At 34.6% G+C, this 24,300-nt stretch carries 30 protein-coding genes and 5 pseudogenes; 28 read left to right on the top strand and 7 right to left on the bottom strand.

The window, feature by feature from the left end; genetic code table 11:
- Window positions 1-57: 57 nt before the first annotated feature.
- From ACQKKK_RS08470 to ACQKKK_RS08410, 13 genes and pseudogenes are all read left to right on the top strand, one after another.
- Window positions 58-205: pseudogene (locus ACQKKK_RS08470) on the top strand (hypothetical protein); the annotation flags it as partial.
- A gap of 3 nt (window positions 206-208) precedes the next feature.
- Window positions 209-649 (top strand): SMI1/KNR4 family protein, encoded by a 441-nt coding sequence (locus ACQKKK_RS08465; protein WP_427615544.1) that lies wholly within the window; start codon window positions 209-211, stop codon window positions 647-649.
- A 248-nt stretch (window positions 650-897) separates the two neighbouring features.
- Complete coding sequence (locus ACQKKK_RS08460) at window positions 898-1,110, top strand: bacteriocin immunity protein (protein ID WP_427615543.1); 213 nt, start codon at window positions 898-900, stop codon at window positions 1,108-1,110.
- 201 nt (window positions 1,111-1,311) lie between these two features.
- Complete coding sequence (locus ACQKKK_RS08455; protein WP_427615833.1) at window positions 1,312-1,830, top strand: SecY-interacting protein Syd; 519 nt, start codon at window positions 1,312-1,314, stop codon at window positions 1,828-1,830.
- Between the two features lie 127 nt (window positions 1,831-1,957).
- A complete protein-coding gene (locus ACQKKK_RS08450) occupies window positions 1,958-2,476 on the top strand; it encodes an ankyrin repeat domain-containing protein (RefSeq protein WP_427615541.1) in 519 nt (172 codons plus the stop codon).
- 181 nt (window positions 2,477-2,657) lie between these two features.
- Window positions 2,658-3,272, top strand: coding sequence for an SMI1/KNR4 family protein (locus ACQKKK_RS08445; RefSeq protein WP_427615539.1), 615 nt, complete (start codon window positions 2,658-2,660; stop codon window positions 3,270-3,272).
- Between the two features lie 112 nt (window positions 3,273-3,384).
- Window positions 3,385-3,840, top strand: a complete 456-nt coding sequence (locus ACQKKK_RS08440) for an SMI1/KNR4 family protein (protein WP_427615538.1) — start codon at window positions 3,385-3,387, stop codon at window positions 3,838-3,840.
- 327 nt (window positions 3,841-4,167) lie between these two features.
- Entirely contained in the window at window positions 4,168-4,617 is a 450-nt protein-coding gene (locus tag ACQKKK_RS08435; protein ID WP_427615536.1) for an SMI1/KNR4 family protein, read from the top strand.
- 338 nt (window positions 4,618-4,955) lie between these two features.
- A pseudogene (locus ACQKKK_RS08430) lies at window positions 4,956-5,696 on the top strand (ankyrin repeat domain-containing protein); the annotation flags it as partial.
- Window positions 5,697-5,867: 171 nt separating this feature from the next.
- Window positions 5,868-6,323: an SMI1/KNR4 family protein gene (locus tag ACQKKK_RS08425; protein ID WP_427615535.1), complete on the top strand. Its 456-nt coding sequence runs from the start codon at window positions 5,868-5,870 to the stop codon at window positions 6,321-6,323.
- Window positions 6,324-6,418: 95 nt separating this feature from the next.
- Window positions 6,419-6,763: a tRNA-Val4 gene (locus tag ACQKKK_RS08420; protein ID WP_427615533.1), complete on the top strand. Its 345-nt coding sequence runs from the start codon at window positions 6,419-6,421 to the stop codon at window positions 6,761-6,763.
- Between the two features lie 87 nt (window positions 6,764-6,850).
- On the top strand, window positions 6,851-7,306 hold the full coding sequence (locus ACQKKK_RS08415) for an SMI1/KNR4 family protein (RefSeq protein WP_427615531.1): 456 nt from the start codon (window positions 6,851-6,853) through the stop codon (window positions 7,304-7,306).
- 227 nt (window positions 7,307-7,533) lie between these two features.
- Entirely contained in the window at window positions 7,534-7,890 is a 357-nt protein-coding gene (locus tag ACQKKK_RS08410) for a hypothetical protein (protein ID WP_427615529.1), read from the top strand.
- 72 nt (window positions 7,891-7,962) lie between these two features.
- On the opposite strand, the gene ACQKKK_RS08405 is transcribed toward ACQKKK_RS08410, so the two are convergent.
- Window positions 7,963-8,211, bottom strand: a complete 249-nt coding sequence (locus tag ACQKKK_RS08405; RefSeq protein ID WP_427615527.1) for a hypothetical protein — start codon at window positions 8,209-8,211, stop codon at window positions 7,963-7,965.
- Between the two features lie 138 nt (window positions 8,212-8,349).
- Here ACQKKK_RS08405 and ACQKKK_RS08400 point away from each other — a divergent pair, with 138 nt between their 5' ends.
- From ACQKKK_RS08400 to ACQKKK_RS08350, 11 genes and pseudogenes are all read left to right on the top strand, one after another.
- Window positions 8,350-8,754, top strand: coding sequence for a hypothetical protein (locus ACQKKK_RS08400; protein ID WP_427615525.1), 405 nt, complete (start codon window positions 8,350-8,352; stop codon window positions 8,752-8,754).
- A 22-nt stretch (window positions 8,755-8,776) separates the two neighbouring features.
- The gene (locus tag ACQKKK_RS08395) at window positions 8,777-9,214 is read left to right on the top strand and encodes an SMI1/KNR4 family protein (RefSeq protein WP_427615524.1); all 438 of its coding nucleotides are present in this window, start codon (window positions 8,777-8,779) and stop codon (window positions 9,212-9,214) included.
- Between the two features lie 81 nt (window positions 9,215-9,295).
- Window positions 9,296-9,757 (top strand): YrhA family protein, encoded by a 462-nt coding sequence (locus ACQKKK_RS08390; RefSeq protein ID WP_427615522.1) that lies wholly within the window; start codon window positions 9,296-9,298, stop codon window positions 9,755-9,757.
- A gap of 224 nt (window positions 9,758-9,981) precedes the next feature.
- A complete protein-coding gene (locus ACQKKK_RS08385) occupies window positions 9,982-10,410 on the top strand; it encodes an SMI1/KNR4 family protein (RefSeq protein ID WP_427615520.1) in 429 nt (142 codons plus the stop codon).
- 37 nt (window positions 10,411-10,447) lie between these two features.
- On the top strand, window positions 10,448-10,600 hold the full coding sequence (locus ACQKKK_RS08380) for a hypothetical protein (protein WP_427615518.1): 153 nt from the start codon (window positions 10,448-10,450) through the stop codon (window positions 10,598-10,600).
- Window positions 10,601-10,734: 134 nt separating this feature from the next.
- The gene (locus ACQKKK_RS08375; protein ID WP_427615516.1) at window positions 10,735-11,172 is read left to right on the top strand and encodes an SMI1/KNR4 family protein; all 438 of its coding nucleotides are present in this window, start codon (window positions 10,735-10,737) and stop codon (window positions 11,170-11,172) included.
- A 246-nt stretch (window positions 11,173-11,418) separates the two neighbouring features.
- Window positions 11,419-11,904: a DUF6985 domain-containing protein gene (locus ACQKKK_RS08370; RefSeq protein WP_427615514.1), complete on the top strand. Its 486-nt coding sequence runs from the start codon at window positions 11,419-11,421 to the stop codon at window positions 11,902-11,904.
- A gap of 324 nt (window positions 11,905-12,228) precedes the next feature.
- Window positions 12,229-12,698: pseudogene (locus ACQKKK_RS08365) on the top strand (polymorphic toxin type 15 domain-containing protein).
- A gap of 13 nt (window positions 12,699-12,711) precedes the next feature.
- Complete coding sequence (locus ACQKKK_RS08360) at window positions 12,712-13,254, top strand: T6SS immunity protein Tdi1 domain-containing protein (RefSeq protein WP_427615512.1); 543 nt, start codon at window positions 12,712-12,714, stop codon at window positions 13,252-13,254.
- Window positions 13,255-13,921: 667 nt separating this feature from the next.
- Window positions 13,922-14,512: a hypothetical protein gene (locus ACQKKK_RS08355; protein WP_427615510.1), complete on the top strand. Its 591-nt coding sequence runs from the start codon at window positions 13,922-13,924 to the stop codon at window positions 14,510-14,512.
- Between the two features lie 14 nt (window positions 14,513-14,526).
- Window positions 14,527-14,856: a hypothetical protein gene (locus ACQKKK_RS08350; RefSeq protein WP_427615508.1), complete on the top strand. Its 330-nt coding sequence runs from the start codon at window positions 14,527-14,529 to the stop codon at window positions 14,854-14,856.
- A gap of 134 nt (window positions 14,857-14,990) precedes the next feature.
- Here ACQKKK_RS08350 and ACQKKK_RS08345 read toward each other — a convergent pair.
- Window positions 14,991-15,550: pseudogene (locus ACQKKK_RS08345) on the bottom strand (IS256 family transposase); the annotation flags it as partial.
- Window positions 15,551-15,778: an SMI1/KNR4 family protein gene (locus ACQKKK_RS08340; RefSeq protein ID WP_427615506.1), complete on the bottom strand. Its 228-nt coding sequence runs from the start codon at window positions 15,776-15,778 to the stop codon at window positions 15,551-15,553.
- Between the two features lie 48 nt (window positions 15,779-15,826).
- Between ACQKKK_RS08340 and ACQKKK_RS08335 the strand changes: the two are divergent.
- Window positions 15,827-16,063, top strand: a pseudogene (locus tag ACQKKK_RS08335) (SMI1/KNR4 family protein); the annotation flags it as partial.
- Between the two features lie 381 nt (window positions 16,064-16,444).
- On the opposite strand, the gene ACQKKK_RS08330 reads toward ACQKKK_RS08335, so the two are convergent.
- On the bottom strand, window positions 16,445-17,428 hold the full coding sequence (locus ACQKKK_RS08330) for an ornithine cyclodeaminase family protein (protein ID WP_427615504.1): 984 nt from the start codon (window positions 17,426-17,428) through the stop codon (window positions 16,445-16,447).
- A gap of 34 nt (window positions 17,429-17,462) precedes the next feature.
- Complete coding sequence (locus ACQKKK_RS08325) at window positions 17,463-18,761, bottom strand: MFS transporter (RefSeq protein ID WP_427615502.1); 1,299 nt, start codon at window positions 18,759-18,761, stop codon at window positions 17,463-17,465.
- A gap of 171 nt (window positions 18,762-18,932) precedes the next feature.
- Here ACQKKK_RS08325 and ACQKKK_RS08320 point away from each other — a divergent pair, with 171 nt between their 5' ends.
- From ACQKKK_RS08320 to ACQKKK_RS08310, 3 genes are all read left to right on the top strand, one after another.
- A complete protein-coding gene (locus tag ACQKKK_RS08320; protein WP_427615500.1) occupies window positions 18,933-19,445 on the top strand; it encodes a helix-turn-helix domain-containing protein in 513 nt (170 codons plus the stop codon).
- Window positions 19,446-19,754: 309 nt separating this feature from the next.
- A complete protein-coding gene (locus tag ACQKKK_RS08315; protein ID WP_427615498.1) occupies window positions 19,755-21,629 on the top strand; it encodes a polymorphic toxin type 15 domain-containing protein in 1,875 nt (624 codons plus the stop codon).
- Window positions 21,630-21,648: 19 nt separating this feature from the next.
- Complete coding sequence (locus ACQKKK_RS08310; protein ID WP_427615496.1) at window positions 21,649-22,194, top strand: T6SS immunity protein Tdi1 domain-containing protein; 546 nt, start codon at window positions 21,649-21,651, stop codon at window positions 22,192-22,194.
- 116 nt (window positions 22,195-22,310) lie between these two features.
- On the opposite strand, the gene ACQKKK_RS08305 is transcribed toward ACQKKK_RS08310, so the two are convergent.
- Together ACQKKK_RS08305 and ACQKKK_RS08300 are read right to left on the bottom strand one after the other, a co-directional pair.
- Window positions 22,311-22,634: a nucleotide pyrophosphohydrolase gene (locus ACQKKK_RS08305; protein WP_427615494.1), complete on the bottom strand. Its 324-nt coding sequence runs from the start codon at window positions 22,632-22,634 to the stop codon at window positions 22,311-22,313.
- Entirely contained in the window at window positions 22,631-24,277 is a 1,647-nt protein-coding gene (locus tag ACQKKK_RS08300) for a DUF2075 domain-containing protein (RefSeq protein WP_427615492.1), read from the bottom strand. The genes ACQKKK_RS08305 and ACQKKK_RS08300 overlap by 4 nt, the downstream gene beginning before the upstream one ends.
- Window positions 24,278-24,300 lie beyond the last annotated feature (23 nt).

Genomic DNA, 24,300 nt, shown 5'->3' with positions numbered 1-24,300 from the left:
AAAGGAACTTATCAAACTACGGAAAGAATTAAAACCTTTGCTGATTGAAGAGCGGAAGATAAATATGATCATCATATAATTAAGAATAGTTTCCAAGTAGAGCATGAATGGTGGAATATACATCCTGCAAATTTCCAAACGAACACCAATCCGGTATCCATGGTACTGATCTCCAGCCAATGATTTATTTAAAGGAGGTAAGTAATTAATGAGATTTGATTTTATTAAGAGTAAGGATGGTAATCAGTTTTTCCCAGTAAGTGAAAAAGAAATTGAAGAGGTTGAATCAATCTTAGGACTAAAATTCCCTTATGATTTAAGAGGATTTCTTATAGAAGTTGGTTATGGTTTTCTTAGAAAATCTGAATATAATATCAACAGGATTATGGGACCCGCTTCTATAAGAGATGCTAGATTAAAAGTTAATGATTTTGAATTTTTTCCAGATATAGAAGGATATGAAGAAATTGAGGAGGATAAATTAATTTTTTTTGAATCAAATGAAAGTGCCTTGTTACTTATTGAATTAGGTGACGAAAAACATAATTCTATTTATTACGACGAGATAAAAATAGCTGATTCTTTAGAAGAATTTTTAAGGAAAATTATGGACGACGATAAATGTTATATCGATTTAGAACCCTATTAGGATATTTGGTTCTACTTTTTATTTTGGAAGAAAAATAATACACCTTATGTAATCCCATATCCTCTAAAGGACGAAAATAAGGAACGAAAAAGCTCGAAAACATTACTCATAAAGCGAAGATGGCGATTGTCCAACTAATTCAATATTCTTCTACCCGAATATCTCATGACCATCTGGTATCCTAAATATTTTAAATCCTGCTTATCATTTTGCAAAGAAAGGGCATTAATTAATGGGAGGCGGAACAAATGAGTAAAAAGTTATCTAAAGAGGAATTAGTTGAACTAGTAAATAAAATATATAATCCTATGCTGTCTGATGAAGAAATAAGTGAATATATAGAAGTTTTAGAATGCAATGTTCCTCATCCTGCCCCTAGTGACTTAATTTTTTGGAATGATGAGGATTTATCACCAGAGGAAGTAGTGGAGATCGCATTAGCTTATAAAGAAGGAAAATAAGTGTATTTAAAACATGTATTAGCAGAACCTTGAATGGCTATATACCTCTATATACCTTTCAAGATTTCTTTTTCCGTGGGGCTACCCTTAACGCAAAGGAGTTCGCCTTTTTAGTTTGGAATTCAATTAGCGCATTAATTACCGGAATGAGTTTAATAAGTATAACGGAAAGGGTGATGTTCTTTGTCTATTAAGAAATCAATGGGCCAATACTTCAGAATGAGACAAGAGCTTGCGGATGAAGGAATGGACTTCTTATTTAAGACTTCAGTGACTGAAGAGCTTAATTCAATAATGTATGAAGGTGAAGTTGACGAGGATGATTATATTACATGGAAACCGGTAGAAAAAACTACATTACATGACTTCAAGCAGTTAGAAGAGATTTTAGAAGTGGTATTTCATAAATCAATTGTTGAATATTTTAATTCGTATTGGTTCGCGGATTTAGACGGATATACAAATGATTCCTATATCAAATTAGAGGCGGTTTTGCCAAACATCAAATGTGATTCATTCCGGGGGGCCTTAGAAGGATATAAGACCAACCATAACAAAAGACTAGATAATATCCCTTTAGGTATTGAAGGGAATGGTTTGTTAGTGGTGGTTGATAATGAGAACGGTAGAGTAAAGTTAGAGGATTTCGAAAGGAATTCATTTGAGGTTATTTCAGAAAGTATTGAAGCATTAATTTCTAAACTAAGATTAAAAAGATAGCCGGATTTGATAAAAACGACGTAAGTTGGTCCTATCAACTGTTTAATTTGAAGAAATATCCCCCTAAAGGCGGATTCAGACTTAGATGATATTATTGAAATAATAGAAGACCTAAAGGAGAAACTAAATGGATAAAACTCAAATTGCGAAAGACATTAGAGTTGCCATCAAAAGTGGTCAATTGGATACGGTAAGAGATTTACTTGAGAAAGAACCAGAAATGTTAACAGTGATGACATCCTTTGGTACATGGTTACATATAGCAGCAGCTTATGGGCGTTTAGAAATAATAGAATATCTTATTAATACCGGGATAGATACTAATGCACAGGGTGGAACTTTTTCTACAAATGCCCTTGAAAGAGCCGCTACAAAAGGGCATTTAGATATAGCCGAATATCTCATTAACCAGAATGCTGAGATTGATACTAGTGAACCAGATAGAAATCCCCTGTTTGCTGCAATATATGGTGGTCATTTTGAGATTGTTAAATTGTTAGTTGAGAATAATATAGATATATCTATAAAATACTCTGGTGACAACATGAAAGATATGGATGCTTATGCATTTGCCATTGAAAGAGGACAAACAGAAATTGCTGAATATTTAAAGCGGAAAATGGATCTGATGGGGACTTCAAGTTAGTCTATGAAAAATTAATGAAAGCAAAAGGGTTTAGTAGTCAAAACCAGGCGAAAAACTGGCTGAGAGAAAAAGGTCTATCATCCCACCATTCAGAAGACATTACTATACAGTTAATACCTACGAAGTTACATAAAATAACCACACATTGGTTCTGCATCAGATTTAAGAGGAGGGTTTTGATTTGGGTAACAATTATATAGATCAAATAGAAAATAAATTAAACACATTAAATATTAAGAAACAAGATGTCTTTTCTTTAAGTTCAAGAGAAAATCAAATTAAGAAAATAGAGACGATGTATGATATTTTCATTCCAAAGGATTATAAGGAGTTTCTTCTTAACTATGATGAAACGTTTTTTGAAAATGAGGTAACGTATAAACCGATTGAGACATCACCTTGGACATCTAAGGAGGGTACTCAAGTATTTGAAGGTTTTTATGGGTTAGCTGGTGAAAATAATTTATTCGACCAAATAGAAGGTTATTTAAATCGGATGCCAGATTGTATGATTCCAATTGGAGAAAGCACAGGAGGAAATTTAATATGCATAGGAGTAAAGGAAAGCTTTATAGGAAAAGTTTATTTCTGGAACCATGAAAATGAACGTGAAGCTAAAATAATGGCAGGAATAGAAGTTGCTTCAGATGACATGAACTTATATTGGGGAAATATACATCTTATATCGGAAACATTCTTAGGTTTTTTAAGTGGATTAGAATTAATTAATGAAACTGAGAAGCTGGATGTTGATGACGTAGAGTTGTGGCTAGATGATGAATTATTAGATGATTAAATTGTTAGCATTAAATTGGTTAACAGTATTATTATTTTTACCTTTTAAATGGATAGCACCAACCATATAATTGAAAAAACTTTTGAAAATTCAATATTAGTAGGTGATTTTGGTGAAATATTCAGCTTTACAGGTATTTATTAAGCAGTATGGCGAAGATGATGATTTTACAGGTGGAGTAAGTGAAGATCAAGTTAAAGAAACTGAAAATAAATTACAGGTCCCACTTCCGGATACCTACAAGTGGTTTTTAAGGAACTATGGCTCAGGAGGGATTTTTGGTGTAGATATAATAGGATATGATTTAGTAGGTCCATCAGTAGTAGATGCTACCAGAGATTATCAGAAATATTATAAATTAATTGACGGGATAGTGGTTATAGAAAATGTTGATGAATTTGCTTACTGTCTCGATACGAATAAAATGAAAAGTGGAGAATGCCCAGTGATTCTTTGGGATAACCAAGAAGGATATGGTTTTACCGCAGCTAATAATTTCCTAGACTATATGATCGAAAGTCTTGAAGAGGCAAAAGAAAACTGGGATGAAGATGAAGAAGATTGGTAAAAGCTAAGGGTAATTTATTTATCATGCTTGTGGTAAAAAGTATTTTTATATAAGAAGAAGCGGATAGAGCCTTTAGAAATTCAAAAAGGAACTATCCATTTATATATTACTTAGATTTATCGTATTCCCATATCCTACCGAAAAAGTCATCTCATATAGGTAAAGACTTTGTGACAGGAGTTTGGAGGTTTGTCACAAATCCTGGGGTAGCCACTACAAAAGCGGCTGCAGTAAAAAGCGTTACGAAGGCAAAAGAATTAGCCTCAATTCCTAACCTATGGCCTTACGATCCTAAAAACCAATTATTGTTGGCAGGGGGAGTACTGAATGAAAAAAGAGGAATTAACAAATTTTATTAATGAACATAAGGAATCCGATGACTTTACAGGTGGAGTAGATGAAAGTCGAATCAATGTTGTTCAAAATGAGCTAGGGGTGGAATTACCAGAAAGTTATAAGTGGTTTTTAACGACCTATGGTTCTGGTGGGTCATTTGGTGTTGATATTTTAGGAGTGGCTAAGTCAAATAGAGCTCCAGTTGTTGTTAATACGAAGAGTTATAGAGAGTTGGGATTGGATAAGGATATAGTAGTTATAGAAAATGCTGGAGAATATTTTTATTGTTTATATACAAGCAAAATGGAGAATAATGAGTGCCCAGTAATAGCGTGGAATAGACAAGGGGGACTTGATGACTGCAATACAGCAAAGAACTTTTATGAGTTTTTATCACAAAGGTTATTGGATGCAAAAGAAGCATGGGAAGAAGATTTCTAAAATAGATAACTAGAAGCAATTTTAGAAAATGGGATTAACGAAAATCAAATACTCATGAAGATTGTACATCTAAGGATTTGTAAAACGATATTTTGTTTAAATAAGCACGATAATAAAATCTACGGATCTCGATTGATAAAGTCAGTCGAGTTTTTTTATAACTTTTATAGAGTTTTATAGTTGCCCCAAGTAACGACACAGTTTACATGGGATTGAATCACTTAGGAATGTTGTTGATAATATTAAAAAAGTAAGAGATGCTGACGGAGACAGAGATGATATGGTGGAAATGCTTAATAAACTTGGTGATATTGCGAAAAGGAGGAAATAGTTAAGGGATGGATAATAAACAAGTTGCAAAAGAAATTCGTTCGGCTATAAAAAAAGGCAATATTGAAAAAGTAGTCGAATTAATCGGCTCTAATAATGAACATTTAAATATGATGACTCCTTTTGGTACGTGGCTTCATGTAGCAGCTTCTAGAGGGGAGTTAAATATAGTTAAAAAACTAATAGAACTTGGTTCAAATATTAATGTGCTAGGTGGAGTATACGGTGGTGGAGCATTGAACGAAGCTGCTTCTGCAGGGCATATTGATATAGTAAGATATTTATTATCTTGTAGAGCAGATATGGACGTAAGTGAACCAGAAAGAAACCCATTGTTTGGTGCAATTAGTAATGGGCATGTTGATATTGCAAACCTATTAATTGAAAGTTGCATAGATACAGAAGTTAAATATAGTGGTGAATCTAAGAAAGATATGGACGCATTAACTTTTGCAAGGGAACAGGGGCAAGTGGAAATCGTTAAGTTGTTAGAAAATCAAAAAGGATGGTCTACTACTGTAACTGAAACAAACGATAATGATCAAGACCATCATAATGTGATTTTAGAACATGCGGCTAAATACTTTGGCCCTATCAAAAATACTATATGTGAAACTGTTCCTGGTAGTAGAGTGTCGGTCAATATTCACATGATTTCTCCATCAATAAATAAAGATTTCGTAACTCTTGTAACTACAGGTATGAGTGATCAACCTATGGACTATTCCGACAAAGAAAGTGTTTTTAAGAAAAACCACATAAAAAGATTTAATAGTAATTCTATAGAAAATCGTAGATATCTTCTGGAACAAGTTCACCCATGGGAACAAGAATAAAGAAATTTTAATGAATCATACCCTTTTTGTATTTTTCAAACTTATCCGTGTAATATAAAATTCAAGATTAGTAGGTGATTTTTGGTGAATTATTTAGCTTTACAGGAATTCATTAAGAAATATGGCAAAGATGCTGATTTTACAGGCGGAGTAAGTGAAGACAAAGTTAAAGAAACAGAAAATAAATTACAAGTCCCACTTCCGGAGAGCTACAAATGGTTTTTAAATAACTATGGCTCAGGGGGAAGTTTTGGTATTGATATAATTGGTTATGACTTTGTAGGTGCATCAGTAGTAACTGCTACCAAAGGTCATCAAAAGTATTATGATTTAATCGATGGACTTGTGGTTATAGAAGATATTGATGAATTTGCCTATTGCCTCGATACGAATAAAATGAAAGATGGAGAATGCCCAATTATTACGTGGGATAATCATGAGGGGTATGGTCGAACGCTTGCCGAAAATTTTTTAGATTATTTTATTGAACGCCTTGAATGGGCAAAAGAAGAATGGGATGAAGATGAAGAAGATTGGTGAAATTTTGATTCATATGAATTGATAATGATATAAGTGTTTTTTTGAATGGCTGATAGCTCAATTGAAATTCAAAGGGACTATGATGGAGGTTGAGTATGATATATTCATACGAATTTTTTAGGGACCATGTTGGGACATTGAGAATAAAATTATCGGATGAAATAAAATTATTCGCTGATTTTATTGAAGACATCCCTACAGAGGAAGAAGCAGATGAGTATATTATGTTAGTTGAAAATGTCTTAAATGGTATACATGATAAGTTTGAAATCCAACTTAATGCAACAAGTGTGTTAATAAAAAAAGAAATGACAGTGCTTGAACACTTTTATACATATGAAGAGCCTTATGAAAACGAAATGGAGACTGAAGAATTTAAAGAACTCCTGTTAATATGGAAAAATAAAATCCCAGAAAGATTCAAGAAAAATGAGAATTGAATTTATGCTTCTAATTTGATTATTCCCTTGTTGTATTCTTCAAACTTGTCCGAGCAATATGAATTTCAAGAATAGTAGGTGATTTTGGTGAAATATTCAGCTTTACAGGAATTTATTAAGCAGTATGGCGAAGATGATGATTTTACAGGTGGAGTAAGTGAAGACAAAGTAAAAGAAACTGAACAAAAATTACAGGTCTCATTACCGGAAAGTTACAAGTGGTTTTTAAGAAATTATGGTTATGGTGGACTTTTTGGAGTGAAAATAATTGGATATGGTTTTACGGGTCCTGCAGTAGTAGATGCTACCAAAGGACATCAAAAGTACTATGATTTAATCGATGGACTTGTGGTTATAGAAGATATTGATGAATTTGCCTATTGCCTCGATACGAATAAAATGAAAGATGGAGAATGCCCAATTATTACGTGGGATAATCATGAGGGGTATGGTCGAACGCTTGCCGAAAATTTTTTAGACTATTTAATCGAACGCCTTGAATGGGCAAAAGAAGATTGGGATGAAGATGAAGAAGATTGGTGAGTTCATGCTTTGTGATAAGGAATATTTTTATATAAGAAGAAGTGGATAGAGCTTTTGAAAATCAAAGGGACTATCCATTTTTGGTTTATTTAGTTTCATGTACCTCCGTATCCTACCAAATAAGGAACAAACGGCTCATATAGATAATGACTTGATTTTGTCACAGATCATGGGGAAACGTTTAAAGGTGTGACAAATTAGAATTTTAATGGAGAGGAGAATAATAGATGAGTAAAATGGCAATTAAAATAAGCACTAATGGTCCATTTAGTAAATGTGTAGTTCCCTTAAGAAAGTACACTGGTTTAGGGATTACAGACATAAAAAATAAAATTGAAAACAAAGATTTTATTGCCGAAACGGATGCGGATGATATTGATAATTTGGAGAATTTAAAAGGGGTAGTTGATAATTTGTTGAAGTTAGGTGCAGAAGTGCGAATATTCGAAAGTGATGAATTTGGAGAAGGGATTTTCAATTATCAAGACATTTCTTACGACGAATTTATTAACAATATTGACAGATTTAAAAAAATTATGGAAGAATTACAAGATTACAATGATGTTTTGTCTGACGAAGTTTAATGCGAAAAGATTAAGGCTATGAATTGGTTTTAATACTTATTATTGTTATTAAAGGAACCCGAAGGCTCCTTTTTATTTTGGTGCTTTATCATCTCCGAAGCTAAGGACTGCATAGTCGTCAGCCGTTTCAACTGTCGCATGATACAAGACATCCTTATTCCCTTTATCATGACCATATACAAAAACGATTGTTGCATTCGTTTCTGTAGAAAATTCTGCTTGTGTCACCTCTAAATCAATAGGTTCCTCTAAGTTTTTATAAAATTCAATTGCTGCTTCTTTTGACTTTTCGATTTTTTCTTCTTTTTCAGCTTTATTCATACCACAACCTCCGAGTACCAATAATGTAGTTAACAGAAGAAAGAGTATTGGATATCTTCTTAACAAATAGTTGCACTTCCTTCCAATTTAATGGAAAATTACAATATAATGATATTATAGCATAGGGGATGGGAGTCTTTGAGTGTAAGTGATAAGTCCTATTATGCTTTAACGAAGGAAGCATATCTAAAAGAAACTCAAAATGTGAAAATAATAATAGATGGGAAAATAGAAGCTTGGGAACAGATTAAAATTGATAAATCCCTTACCAATATAAAAAAGTCTGGTTTTGATGCCAAGGTATATGTGAACCATAAGACAAAAAATATCGTCATAGCCTATAGAGGGACTCAAGGAGATGATCTCACCGGGGAAGGTCTACCAGATGTAGTAACAGATATAGATGATGTAGTCATGAAAGGGTATAAGAAAAATCAGGACAAATTGAAGAGATTAGAAGAAGTTACTATGGTGCTAGTAGATAAAGACATCCAAAGAGAGTTTAGACACATTGGTGGTCAATCAAAATATAATAAAAAATAAGTAAGGAAATAGGAGTGTTAGTATGACAAAAATGAGAAGCAAAAATCCAAAGATTTCTTTACAAGATATAAAACAATTTGAACAAGAGTACGATATTACGCTACCTAAACAATATGTTGATTTTCTACTAGAATACAATGGAGGATATCCTCAAGAATCTAACTTCAGAATATCTGATGATGAAGGAGAAAATTTAGTTAATAAGTTTTATGGAATTGGGGATATGAAGAATAATTTAGCTAAAGTTTTTGAGGTTTTAGAAGGAGAAATACCGGAAGATTTTATTTCAATTGCTAATGACCCAGGAGGGAATGAAGTTTTATTAGGGGTTAGTGGCGAGTATCAGGGAAAGGTATATTTTTGGGTACATGATATAGAAACAGAGGACGAAATAGGCAATATGTATATCCTTGCAGATAGTTTTGCTAGGTTCTTTAATAACCTATATTTATCTAAATAATGATGCCAATAGGAAGCTGCTTTTATCCTTTTTAATACAATTAAGGTATGTCAAATACAAACGATACCAGGAGAGGTACATATGCCCCAGTGGAAAGAATTATTGATTGAGGTAGAAAAAATTGAAGGACAATATGATGGTTCACTTAGGCAGCCAGTATCGAATTCAGAAATTATAAAAATGAAACAAGCTATTCAACAGAAACTAGGAAACATTATTATTCCTGATTCGTATTTTGAATTTCTAAAGAACGTAAATGGAATAGACTTTAATGGATTAGTAATCTATGGTGTTGATGAAATGCTACTTGATAACGAAGTAGATGAAGAGGTTCAAGGATTTATTGAGACAAACGAGCTTTGGTATGAAAATGATTGGCAAAAGAAATACATATTTTGGGGGGATTCTGATACTGCATGGTATTGTTATGACTTAAATGAGAGAGTATATGTAGAACTTGATAAACCCTCAGGAATTTTAGTTCAGTTCTTTGATAATTTCGATTCTATGTTGAGTGATGCACTTGAAGCAAGCCTTCTGTAATTCTATACGCCGAAAGTATTATAATGAAGGATCATATAATGCGGGATTGGGTGACAAAAAACAAAGAAAAGCACTTGATTGTCTAATATAGGCAACAAGTGTTTTTTGCTAATAAACCAAAAGACCATTCACAACAAAAAGCATTGGGCTATTATTGGGGCATCAACTAGGTATCATACATCAGTAGAAAACAAGGGGACGGAAGCTTAAGGAGGGAATTAAAAATGAGTAATTTGCCTGAGAAATTAGATCAAGTTCTAGGAGAGGACATTTATAAACGTGAAGATAAAAGTAAAGTAAATGAGGCATTAAATAGTTTAGAAGTAGATGTATCAAATACATTCCGTGAATTTTATCATTATTATGCTGGACCTTTTTGGGAAGAGTTTGTACCTTTTGAGTTACTAGATATCGAAGATGAAGAGAATAATATTGAATCATATACATTTATTTCCCGAAAACAGCATGGCTTTCCGAAAAAGTATTTAATTTTAAGTGAAATGTCAGCAAATGCTGTATTAGTGCTTGATACAGTAACGGATAAAGTCTATACGGTGAATTTTGAGAGCGGAGATGAGCTACTTTTAAAAGGAGAATTAAAAGAAACGTGGCCTACATTCTATGAATTTTTGAAAGCGTATTTTAACTGCTAGTAGAAGAAGCTCTAAACCACTACATCTTAGGTGGAAAATGGATCAAACGTATACTAGAATCTTCAGAAATGGGTGCAACAGCCGTATTCCAGCCCTAGAAGGAATAGCAGCCGTCACTGGTGACGAAAAATCGGCTTTACAGGAGGAATCAAATAATAAAAGTCTGTTTAATTGGTACCACGCTTATTAGAAAATGGAGATAGTTTTAGAAATAATCCAGTTTTGAATGCCCATTATAAAAAATTTCAATCAGAGTATTGGAAGTGGAGAATTTTAGATATTGAAAGACAAGGATTGTAATTGCATAAAAGGAGGAAAAAAAATTTGGGAAAAGAAAAAATTATAGAGATTATCAATGATAATGATTCCATATTTTTAACTGGTGGGGTCAGTGTTGAGCAAATAGGAGATATTGAAAACAAGCTCAATGTAATCCTACCAGATAGTTATAAATGGTTTTTAGAGCAATATGGTGAAGGTATACTACTTGGAATTGAAATTTATGGTGCAGGTGCAAAAGAAACAAATATTCCTTCTTGTGTCAAATTTACGGAGAAATCACATGAAGATGACAATCTACCGAAAGAATATGTAATGATAGAAGAATTAGGTGAGTTGGCGTACTGTATCGACACGTCAATATTCCGAAATAATGAGTGTCCAATTGTAAGCTGGGATCCAATTAATGAAGAAGTTGGAGAGGAAAAGTTTGATGACTTTTATAAGTATCTCTATTATCGTTTGGATGAAATGTTAGATTAGTATATAAGAACAATACATGATAAAAATAAGTGAGGTTGAGCGATTAATCTTAGGATTAATCGCTCTATTTATATTAATTTTCTATTGAATAAACTTCAGTGAGAGTCTTTTAAGAAGTATATAATTTTGTATTGCTGATAAAAAATAATCTAGTTGGCATGAACTTAAAAAATTAATAGTGTCTTTAAACATCTGGGGGGATTTGGCGAATATAACATAAAAGTTAAGTTAGGAGAGTAATTAAGAATGATAAAGATTAATGATGAGTTATTTGGAGAATTAGAATATCAAAAAAACTATTGGAGAGGTAAAACAACTATTCTAATGTTTGATATGGACATAGAAATAATATTAAGTGTAGATGGACATGAAGATGCTAATTTTTCAAATATACAGAGAGAGGCTTTTCGTAATTTTAAAAATGAAACGAAAAATATAATGGATGAAGTGGAAATGCAAATATATGAGTATTATAGTGAGAATTTTGAAGAATATAGAGAGATGTTAGGAAATAAATCAGAAGCAGATAAAATTGCTCCCAAAATCGATTCTATTCTAGCTTTAAAAAGATTAGTGAAGCCTACAGAGTTAATTGTAAGAAGAGTAAGGAATAATGGAAAAAGAAGACTAGGTTTACTATGTGATGTCACTTGGGATATTGAAGATGGATTAGGAATTAAAATTGAAGATGAAGTTGTAGAAGAGGTAGGTTATCAAGATATCGTTCTATAATTCTAATGTTATTTGTACTGAAAGAGTCAAAAAAACCTTGATAGGCTACCTGCCTTTCAAGTTTTTTTGCTTTATGAATGATTTTTAAACTTGAATCAAAACTCATGATAGTAAACAAACGTACGGGCTTGATTGCAGTAGGGTAACAAGAACGAGAATTGGGGTGAGATGACACTTTTTATGCAGGAACTATAAATGTAATAGTACTGGATTAAAAGAACAGTTAATTTCGATGGCGAGAGTGGAGTCGGAAGTTAGGGGTACGGGTACGGTTAAGGATAGTAAGGAAGTTAAAGATTTAGCACTATACCAAGAATTAATGAAATTGAGGTAAACTATAAAACTAAATTTGATTCAGAGGAATTTGCAAGGCAGTTAAAAGACCAAGAAAAGGGTATGAACGAACTAACTGTATATGAATACCAACAAAATAGAAAGCGATTTATTGATGAAGGTAGAGCAATGGAGAGTAATGCAGCTCAACAAGCTGCTAGGGAAGAAGCTTATGTACAAAAGATAAATGAACTACAAAGAGAAGGACTAACTTTATCTCAGGCTAAGAAAGAAGCCAAGGAATGGTTAGATCTCAGGCTGCACTGCATAATCCTGACCAGATAGCGGGTGGAAAAGCAGAGGTAATTGGGGGAATGGGAGATAAGAAAATTAATTCTTCTATAGGTAGTCAATGGGGATATAGAATTGATATTGTAGATGAAAAAATTAATGGATTAGCAAAGAACATGACACAAGAACAACGGAAAAATACGTATTTAAATGTAAAGTTAACAAACTAGAGGAGGAATTTGAATGGATAAGTATTTAACGGATTTTAAGTTACATAATAAAGTTCCGAATGAAATTATCGAAAAATATAAACATGTAGTACCAGAAGAAATGGTAAATCTATGGAAAGAATATGGGTTTGGAACTTTTATGCAAGGGTATTTTAAAAGTGTAAATCCAGAAGAATTTCAAGAGGTTTTAGAAGATAGTAGTGAAAGGTATAATAATTCAATAGTATTGTTTGCTACTGGCATGGGGGATTTGGTTATTTGGTCAGATGGATATGTTAGATTTCTTAATTACAGGTACGGTAAGGTAAAGACTATTATGTTTACATTTGAGTTTTTCTTCCAAAATATTGCTGACTTAGAATTCAGAGATGAAGATTTATCTTGGCAACCTTATCCAGAAGCAATAAAACAATATAATGAGTTGGAATATGATGAATGTTTTGGTTATACACCGCTATTAGGTCTGGGTGGAGCGGAAAAAGTAGAGAATTTAAAAAAGGTTAAATTAAAAGAACATATCCTCATTATTACTGAATTTATGGGACCAGTTCAATAGTAAAGTAAAGTAAAGCATGTGCAGATAATTGAAAAGCAAAGCATATGAGAAGTGGACAGAAAAAGAAAAGGTCATTTTAAAGAATTGACTTCATGATAGTTTACCTACATAAGCTCTTGTTTGTAATACCATCTCTGGACACAATAAAATAAGACATACGAGTTTAGGCGAGAAATGATGCATTAGTCAATGAAGAGGGTAATGCAAATTTTTCTTATGATATATCAGTGTATCTACAAAAAGCAGTTGAGAAAATATAAAAGAAAAAACATTAAAGAATTGATTAAATTATGCAGAAAATATGATCGTGAATGCCAACAGAAATTAAGATTGTTTATGATGTCCAAGCAAATAAACTGACTACAGATTATAAATATCTTGTACATACAAATGATTCTAATAAAACTGCAAGTTCTATCGCTATGATATGGTTTGAACAAATCAAGAATGAAAATAATTAATATAAAAAAGATTAAACTAATTAGCTAATGAACCTTGATTGAGTGTTCACTCAGTCAAGGTTTTTTTGAACTATAAAACCGATTACTTACACATAAGAACGTCCTAAAATCAAAAGTGAGACATTAAAACGCAAACTAAGAATTTACTCCTCATGTATTCCCGGGCTCACTGGGTATCCTATGCCCTCGGAACAGTCGTCACATCAGTGATCGGAACAAAAGGCGCAGGAGCCGTAACGAAGACTGGTGTAGCGACAACAAAAGCCGCTGCAGTTAAAGGCGCTACGAAGGCAAAAGAACTAGTCTCTATTCCTAATCTATTGCCGTACAATCCTAAAAACCAACTGTCGATGGCAGGGGGAGTACCTTATAATGTGGTTAATGGTGCGGGGTTGAAGGATCAGTTAATTTCTATGGCGAAAGTGGAGTCTGAAATTAATGGTAGGGGTACGGAAGAAGTTAGTAAGAAAATCTCTGATGTTCCTCATGTAAAAGAAGCAAAAGATATTATAGCAGAGAGAACAAAAGGATTAGATTTAAATGAGTATCCAACTATGACAAAGCAAATGAGTTCTAAGAAAATGAAAGAATTAAGAGATAAGATTGATAATAGAACTATTACAAAACAAGAGTATGCAGACTACATCTGGAATAAGAAATTTGCTAAAAAAAGGGATAAAGGAGTTAAAGAATTTTGGTACCAAGAACAACAAAGAATATTAAATAATGAACCGCTTACTCGAGAGTGGAGGACTACTATTCCAGGTGAGCCTATAATACCAATTAAAGACTTTTAAGGAGGTAAGAATTTATGGTGAAGATGAGACTGAAAATTGATGATGATTCAAATAAATTAAAGTATGTATCGATTATCAGACAGAATAATGGAGCAAGTATTCAAGATATTAAAAGAAATATAGAAGATAATAATGTGGTACTAGAATGTAATTATTTTGATACAGATGAATTAAAAGACTTCAAAAAAACAATGGAGTCTTTAATAAGTAAGGGGGCTACTGTACATTTGTTTCAAGATAATCGAGAGGTTCAAATTGATTATATAAGTAACCTTATTAGTTCATATGAACAAATTGCTGAAGACAGAGAAAAGCTAGATGATAGAATTTTAGGTGATGATTAAGAAAGATTAGAGTATTGAAATATACATTATCAACTTTATATATTGAATAGTGAAGAAAATAATAACAATTATGGTGTTGGGTACCGTCAATAATTTTGTATAAATGAGTTTTACCTTTTCTTGTAGACGCTCTTTTATTCTTTTGTTTTGAACATATTTTCAAGTTCTGCTCGAGCTTTGTCAAAACCTATATGGCACCTGGTTGCTAACCGTTGATTATATCCTTCAAACGGTGAAACTAGAAAGCGTTCTAACGATTCTTCGTTGGGGAATTGCTCCTTACGCTTGCTATATTTCTTGATTTGTTTATTGAAGGATTCAATCAAGTTTGTGGAGTAAATACTACGCCAAATGGATTTTGGAAAGATATAGAACGTTAGTATATAAGGGGTTACAGCTAATGGTTTTGTGACTTTGGGATAGACTGCTTTCCACTTTTTCACGAAATCTTGGAGCGCTTTCTGTGCATTTTCCAAGTTATCTGCACGGTAAACCGTTTTGAAATCGTCACAGATTTCTTGGTGATCAGAAATTCGTACTTTATGAGAAATATTTCGTTGAAGATGGACACAACACGTTTGGTATTTTGCATCTGGATAAATGGAGAGAATGGCATCTGCGATGCCTTTAAACCATCTGATACAAATAATAAGATTTCTTCCGCACCACGTTCTTGAATGTCTTGAAGAATCTCTTACCATACGCTCAATCTACTACCTGGACCCGTAAAACCATATCCAATTATTCTCACTCCAAAAAATCCACCATAACCATAATTTCTTAAAAACCACTTATAACTTTCCGGTAATAAGACCTGTAATTTTTGTTCAGTTTCTTTTACTTTGTCTTCACTTACTCCACCTGTAAAATCATCATCTTCGCCATACTGCTTAATAAATTCCTGTAAAGCCGAATATTTCACCAAAATCACCAACTAATCTTGAATATTGTATTGCACGGACAAATTGCTACCAAAGGTCATCAAAAGTATTATGATTTAATAGATAGACTTGTGGTTATAGAAGATATTGATGAATTTGCCTATTGCCTCGATACTAATAAAATGAAAAATAGAGAATGCCCAGTTATTATGTGGGATAATCAAGAAGGCTATGGTCGAAAGGTAGCTGATAATTTCCTAGACTATTCAATCGAAAGTCTTGAAGAGGCAAAAGAAAACTGGGATGAAGATGAAGAAGATGGGTAAAAGCTGAAGGGATTAGTTTTTTATCTTGCATTTTATAAAAGTAAGAAATATTTTTCTGTAAGAAGAAGTGGATAGAACCTTTTGAAAATCAAAGGGACTATCCATTTTTTTGTTCATTTAGATTATTTGGGCACCAAATGCCGTAATAGGACAACAGAGTATTGTTGCTTTGGGGAATGTTGCGAATCGATTAAGGTCTGTTGAAGCTGAGGGTGGAAAACGACTTAACCATCGAGCTCCGATTGAATATCGAATCTCGATGGTTGCCTAGTCTTTTTTTAGCTGACGGGGGTAAGTCCAAGGTCTCATGTTGAACGTCTCCTGTTTTTTTAAAATCGGTATGTTATTTCATTCAGCGATAGCAAAATGTATTGGCTTCTGTTATACCTCAATCTCCATCCCGATGTTCCGTTCTTTCGATTGGCAGTAAACACCTTTTGCCACAGCGAGGTCAAAGTAAGCGGCACCGACTGATTTAAAGAAGGTAATTTCTTCTTCATTTTCCCTGCCTGTTTTGTTCAGCATTACAAGTTCATAAAGCTCCCCGTGAATATCATTAAACGACCAATTTCCCCGATTGGCTGCATGTATGAGTTCTCCTGCTTCATCCTTCACGCCCGCCAAATCGTCGACGATAATTTTAGCGGCGCGTGAAACCGTGGTATGATCCACTTCTTTCATATCCGGCAAATAAGACCCGACCCCGTTAATGTGTGTGCCCGGCTTTACATCCTGGCCATTAAATACAGGCTCGTTCGAGCGGGTTGCACAGCAAATAATATCTGCTTGACGAACAGCTGCTGAAACATCTTCGAAAACTTCAAAAGGAACGGTTACTCCGAATGCCCGCAGCTTTTCACCGAATTTCTCCGCTTTTTCTCGTGTGCGATTTACTAATAAAATACGTTCAATGTCCCTTACGGCTAACACCCCGATTGCTTGTTCAAATCCCATAGCTCCCGTTCCGATGATCGTGAGTACCCGGGCGTCTTTACGAGCAAGAAAGTCTGTGGCAATGCCGCTTAATGCCCCCGTTCTGAGACGTGTTAAATAGGAGGCATTCAACAATGCTAAATGTTCACCATTTTCTGCATCTGACAGCAAGATGACTCCTTGTGTTGTGGCCATCCCCCTTGAAGGATTCTTCGGGAAAATCGTTACGACTTTGACCGCCGAAACTTCTTCAGATAAATCAGCGCTAGGCATGTAAAGTGCCGATGCCTCGTGTTGAGGGAAAGCAAGTACTGTGCGATGAGGGTTGTCTATTTTTCTAGCACCATGTGCATGCAATACCGCCTTTACATCCGCTATTGCGTCTTTCATTCCATATGATTGTTGAATTTCCTTTTCACTTATAACTAACATTCAATTGTCCTCCTTGAAGTAAAAGAACCATGGATTACATGGCTCTATTATTATGAGTTTCGTCTAATTTCTGATTGCTACGATCCTTAACTGCCCAAATCGCTGCTAGTGACAGGACAGATGCAAAAATAATATAAATGGCGACAGGAACATAGGAGTTATTAAACCTATCAAGTAAAGCTGTTGCAACTAGCGGCGCTGTTCCTCCTGCCAGAGCTGCTCCAATTTGATATCCAAGCGTGATGCCGGTATAACGGATTTTTGCATCGAAAATTTCCGAGAACATCGTTCCAAGAACAGCTGTGATGGGAGCCCAAATAACCCCTAAACCGATCACTGTTGCAACGATTAATAGCAGTACCGATTTTTGCTCCAGCAACCAGAAGTATGGGAATGCAAACAGTGCCATCCCAATCGTTCCGCCTATAAATAGTTTTTTGCGGCCAATTGTATCGGATAACTTCCCCATGAATGGTATTAAAATCGTCGTTATAATTGTTGCAATCATGACTGCAGTTAATGTAGCTGTCCGTGAGAAACCGAGATTTGAAGTAGCATATGATACGACAAATGTGCTGAAAATATAAAATGGCGCTGTTTCTACCACTTTGGCTCCCACGGCGATAAGCACTTCACGCCAATAATGCTTAAGAGTTTCTACAATCGGCAGCTTTGGAACTTCTCCGGATTCCTTTACTTTTTTGAAAGACGGAGTTTCATCAATTCCTTTACGAATCCATAGACCAAAAAATACAAGCAAAGCACTAAAAATGAATGGTATACGCCATCCCCAAGTCATAAATGCGTTTTCAGGAAGCATTGTCATAATAGATAAGGCAACGGTTCCAAGCAGCATTCCTATTGTAATTCCCATCTGAGGAATAGCTCCGAACAATCCCCGTTTCTCAGCGGGAGCATATTCAACGGCCAATAAAAGCGCGCCTCCCCATTCACCGCCAATTCCCAGACCTTGAACTAAGCGCAACGTGATTAATAAAATCGGCGCCCAAATGCCAACGGCTTGATACGTAGGCAGAAGCCCCATCCCAAATGTTGCGACCCCCATTAAACTAAGTGTTAAAACAAGTGTTTTCTTTCTTCCGATACGATCGCCAATATGGCTAAATATCACCCCGCCAAAAGGGCGGATGAAGAATGCTAACGCAAAGGATGCATAGGCAAGCAACAGCCCTATTGTCGGATCCTCATTCACAAAGAATATCTGGTTAAACACGAGAGCTGAAACAGTCCCATATAAAAAATAGTCAAACCACTCAATCGAACTTCCGACTAAACTCGCGACTAAAATTCGCCGCATTTGTTTCTTCTCCATCTTGAGTCACCCCTTTGGAATTGAAGTATCACTTCAATTTATGATTTCTTTCATTTTAAATAATTACAAATTTTCTGTCAATATTTTTTATAAGCTATTAATGACGGAACATTCATCAAAACTTGTTATGTATAATGTAGCTAGATACTATGAAAAAAAGGGGGAATCTGTATGCCTTTTGATTCAATCGGGAAAAAAATGAAATTATTGAGGAAAGAGCGAAAACTAACATTAAAAAGTCTGGCTGAACAAACAGGCGTTTCAATCAGTTTTTTATCACAAGTAGAACGGGGAAAATCAAGCGTCACATTAGAATCATTAAAAAAAATCGCTGATACATTAGATGTCAACCCAAGTTTCTTTTTTTCTGAGGACCGCTCCCAAGAAGATTCAGATTCGAATCATGAACAATTTCATTATCAGAACTTATCCAGCGGAATTCGTGATGCTGTTTTTTCGCCTATTCTTGCCACCTTAAAGCCAGGAGAAAATAAAGGAAGCGCTTTTTCTCATAGCGGACATGAATTTTTATTCATTATCGAAGGGAAGTTAACAGTGGAAATAGAGGGGGAAAGAACAGAACTCCATGAACAGCAGTCATTCATGTTCGATGCTAGAAAAGCCCATTACTGGTTTAACTTCTCGGATCAAATTGTCCGATTTCTGGTGGTGTCGTCGAAATAAGGGAAGTAAAGAATCAATGAAATTTTCAAGTAAACCAGTTAACGAAAAATGTCGTACAAAAGGATAGATGTAAACAGGTATTCCTCACTGTTCATCTATCCTTTCTTTTTACCTTATAAAATGTGTGACATTAAATCCTGGGTATTTGAGGGTAATTGTTTAGTGAATACCCCTTCAATTCTTGAATAAATGAAGAAACTCTTCTAAAATATATATAATCCACAATTTAACAGTGAGTATATTACATAAAAAGGAAACTTGCTAATCTCTAAGATTTTATAATAAAAGTAGATGAAAGGACTTTCAATAATGTCTATGATTTACGAATCTCAAACACTAGTTCAGGCCATGCAAACGCGTGTCGGCCAATATAAGGACCTAAAAAAACAGCTCACTGAATTAAAAAAAGGATTTGAGAGTATCGTTAATTTGGATGATGAGCTACAGGGTCAAGGCGCAGAGGCCATTAAAGGGTTTTACAAAGCACAGATTGATGTTGTGGATTCTTGGCTACGCCTGATCAATCGGCATGTTGCCTTTTTAAGTGGAATTCAAGGAGATACAATCGAAGCTAACCTCAGTGAAACCGTGGTTACGGTTCCTTTTTTAGAGGAAGAACTGGAGAACGCTAGCCGAAATTCCAAGGAAATGGTCACAGCCCAAAAAGATGATCTGAAAAAAATATTGGCTGAAATTGATGATATCATTCAGTTAGAGCCTTTTTCCGATGATGTGTTCTTAGAGAATATAGAGAAGGCTGAAAAGAAACGGACCAAAACAATAAACAAAGTAAACAAAATCGATCATAAGTGGACGACTGAATATGCAAAATCCGAAGAGGACCAAGCAGCAGTGGCGGCACTTATGGAGCAATTGAAAGCATCCAGTACAAGGGGAGGAGAAGTATCCCCTCTCTATTTTAATGCAACAGCTTATAAAAATAGTGAAGCCTATAAAAACCTAGAAGTAAGGAAGAAAGAGAACGCGGAATATCTGAAGGTTAAGAAAGAGGAAGCGGAGAATCGCCGGATCAAAGAATTGAAGGCACAACTCGATCATGTCACAGATCCGGATGAGTTTCTCAAAATCGCCAAGCAGATCGGGTATGAAAACTTAGGACCCACCCAGCAGCAATATGTTTTGCAGCTAGAAGCGGCTAAGCAAACGGCTGAAATTGCAAAAGGAATTGGCGTAGGTCTTTATGATGTAGGGAAAGACTTTGTGACAGGAGTTTGGGATTTTGTCACAGATCCTGGAGAAACGATTGAAGGCGTAGCAAATTCAATCATGCACCCGATAAAAACCTATAAATATATTTCAAAGGCAATATCTGATTCATATGAAAGAGATATGGTAAATGGCGATGCCTACTCCAGGTCTCATTGGGTAACCTATGCCCTCGGAACAGTCGTCACATCAGTAGTCGGAACAAAAGGCGCAGGAGCCGTAACAAAGACAGGGGTAGCCACAACAAAAGCCGCTGCAGTAAAAGGCGCTACGAAGGCAAAAGAATTAGCCTCAATTCCTAATCTATTGCCGTACAATCCTAAAAACCAACTGTCGTTGGCAGGTGGAGTACCTTATAATGTGGTTAATGGTGCGGGGTTGAAGGAACAGTTGATTTCGATGGCGAAAGTGGAGTCTGAAGTTAGTGGTAGGGGTACGGGGAATGTAAAGCAATTAGATGTTGAACCTAGAATAAAAGAAATTGAAGTTAATTTTAAAAAAAGTGTTAAACATGACTCCGAAGAGTTTGTAAGACAATTAAAAGACCAAGAAAAAGGTATGAATGAATTAACGGTTGACGAGTATCTGAAAAATAGAGACAGATATATTGCTGAAGGTAGAGCAATAGAAGGAAATGCAGCTCAAAAAATGGCTAGACAAGAAGCACTTAAAGATAAAATTGCTGAACTGCGAAAACAAGGACTTTCCAGAGCGGATGCGACAAAGCAAGCTTCAGAATGGCTGGAAACAAAAGCTGCACTTCATAATCCAGATCAAATAGCTGGAGGAAGAGCAGACATTATCGGAGGTTTGGGGGATAAAAGAGTAAATTCCTCGATAGGTTCACAATGGAAATATAGAATTGATGTTGTTGATGAACAAATTAGGGAAATTGCGAAGAATATGTCACCTGAGCAGCTAAAGAATACTTATTTAAATGTGAAATTAAATCAATAATCAAAGGAGGGTATTTTAATTGGAAACTATATTGAGCGATTTTATAAAACATGAAACAGTTGATGAAAATGTTATTTTAAAATATAAGGATAAGCTTCCTGAAGAATTAATAGAAACGTGGAAAAAATATGGTTTTGGTACTTTCGTAAATGACTTTTTAAAAGTTATTAATCCAGACGATTATTTAGATATTTTAGAGAGAAGTTATCTAAGGTATGAGCAGGCGATTCCTATTTTTACAACCGCAATGGGTGATATTATAGTATGGGAAAAAGATAAGTATGTAAATTTATTAAACTTTAGGAAAGGATATGTTAATGTTGTTTCATCCGGATTTGAATTCTTTTTTGATGACTTAAAAGATAATGACTTTATGAACGATGAATTAATGTGGCAGCCTTATCCTGAAGCGATAAGTAAATACAGTACCCCTAACTATGACGAGTGTTTTGGATATACCCCTCTATTAGGTTTAGGTGGAGCAGAAAAAGTAGAGAATCTAAAAAAAGTCAAACTGAAGGAACATATTCTTATTATTACTGAATTTATGGGACCACTTCAGTAATGTTCAGGATTATGTAACAGAATTAACTATAAGCACTTGATTGCCTTTTGTCGACAAACTGAGGACCCTTCTGGAAAGAAGGGTCCTTTTAGCTGGAGAAATATGATTAATAATTTTTAAGAAGGAGTATCCTCCTTATTACAAACTGGATACTTCCTCCCATTCTTTATAATTTTTTCTTCCACTATCTCTGTTATATCTAACCCAAGATCTGAACATAGCATTAATGAATAGATCAAAACATCTGCGATTTCTTCACGGATGTTTTCTTTATTTTCTTTAAGTGCTTTTTCACTGTTGATCCATTGAAAGTCTTCTAGTAGTTCTGCTGCTTCAATGGAGATAGAGATGGCGAGGTCTTTTGGGTTATGATATTGTCTCCAGTTTCTTTCATCTCTAAATTCATTAACTTGCTTAATTAACCTTTGAATATCACTCATAATCGTTTTCCCCTTTTTAGCTCGAGTAGTCTCTGTCTTAATTTAGGGTCTGTGGCGTAAATATATAGTCCATGTATACCCCGTTTCATAAGGACATTGATGGAATTTAAGATGATTTCTTCTTTAATTTCTTGGTTCTTTTCAGGTGGCAAATCTGTTCGTGAAATGAATGCACCTGTATCTTTGTATTTGGAAGGATAAATGACTAGCTCGTCTTTGTTTTCATCATAGCTCACGGAAGGGCCAAGAACAACTCCAACGTAATTTAGGTCGAATCCTTGAACGGTATAAATGGAACCAACTTCCTTAATGGAACTCGGATTTTCTGCCCACGTAACATTATCTTGGGTGCTATTCCAGGGCATGTTAATTCCTTTTTCATCGACAAAGTAAGTCTTTTCGTCTTTTTTATGTAAATAATCAAAAGTTGATACAATCCGAGAAAGACCGATTTCGTTGTTTTTATTTTTAATAGCTGTTTTAAATGTCTCAGCATCTTCAAAAAATTCAAGCTCGAAGGAGGAGTCTTCTTCTAACGGTAAATGAAGAATTTTCTTTTCAACAAAGTGGTCAATCCACTTGATCGTTTCTGAATTGGCGTTCATTCTCATTTGATCCGTAAGTTTTACGGTCTTCGCATTATACTGATTGGTGATTTCTTCAAGCAATCTCTCGTTCCAATAGCTTTTTATTTTCAGTACTTGTTTTGCATCAAAGATGACTATGGCGATTTTACTACGCTTAATAATCTCATCGAGTTGGTTTTGGTAGCGAAAATTATTATAAGAATCTTCCTTTGTTAGAAGCAAATGAGCTTCGTCTATTAATACGATATCTGCTGTTTCTTCCGCCTTTGTCTTCTGATTAATAAATGGCGTTGGTTTCATGAGATTCTTTTTCTTCAAGTTCGGTAAGCTGTTGGCAATACTTTTATATGTTTTTAGCATCTCAGTGTGATTCACCAGCATGTAATTATCTGTTCCAAATAAAAGAGAGCTATCATCTTTAGCCAAATCTTGAATCGTGTTAAACAGAGAGCTTAATAAGACACTTTTACCTGTGCCTGCATCTCCTTCAATGGCAATAACATGATTCCCCTCTTTTCTAACATGTTCTTTACAAAAATTAAGAATCTCATTTTTAATATCAAGCTGCTGAGGCGAGAGTTCCTTATAAGGAGATAACTTATAAATGTCTTTGTTCCTAAGGTTCTCAACAGTATCAATCACAATCTTCTCTTCCCTAAGTTTCTCCCAAATAACTTGAAATAGCTCTTCATTATAAAAGGATTTCTGATAGTAATTATGCATTACCCTAGATCTAGTCTGGCTCACGTTTTGCAACTGATAGTGGTTATCGGCGATGAAATAGTTAATTAGATTCGATTCAATATTATACGTCGCAGATTGATTGAATTTCTCATGGCCAATTAAAATAGAACGGTTCAAATGCTTACGCTTTTTATCCTCTATATGATTTCTCAAGCGTCGTGAAGCTTGAACCGTTTGCCCAATATAGGCAGTGGGCCTCTTTTTCTCATTATAAAGTATATATACAATGGGATAGTTATTTAGAAGCGGTGTTTTTAGAGTATGCACATGATCGGGAGTGAAATTTCTTTTATCAAAAACTAGTCCATTCATAATTTTAGCCTCTGTATCTCTTT

Source organism: Peribacillus sp. NPDC006672 (assembly GCF_050274955.1).
Lineage (GTDB): Bacteria > Bacillota > Bacilli > Bacillales > DSM-1321 > Peribacillus.
Note: the sequence above shows the minus strand (reverse complement) of the source record. Positions and strands in the feature narration are given on the sequence as shown.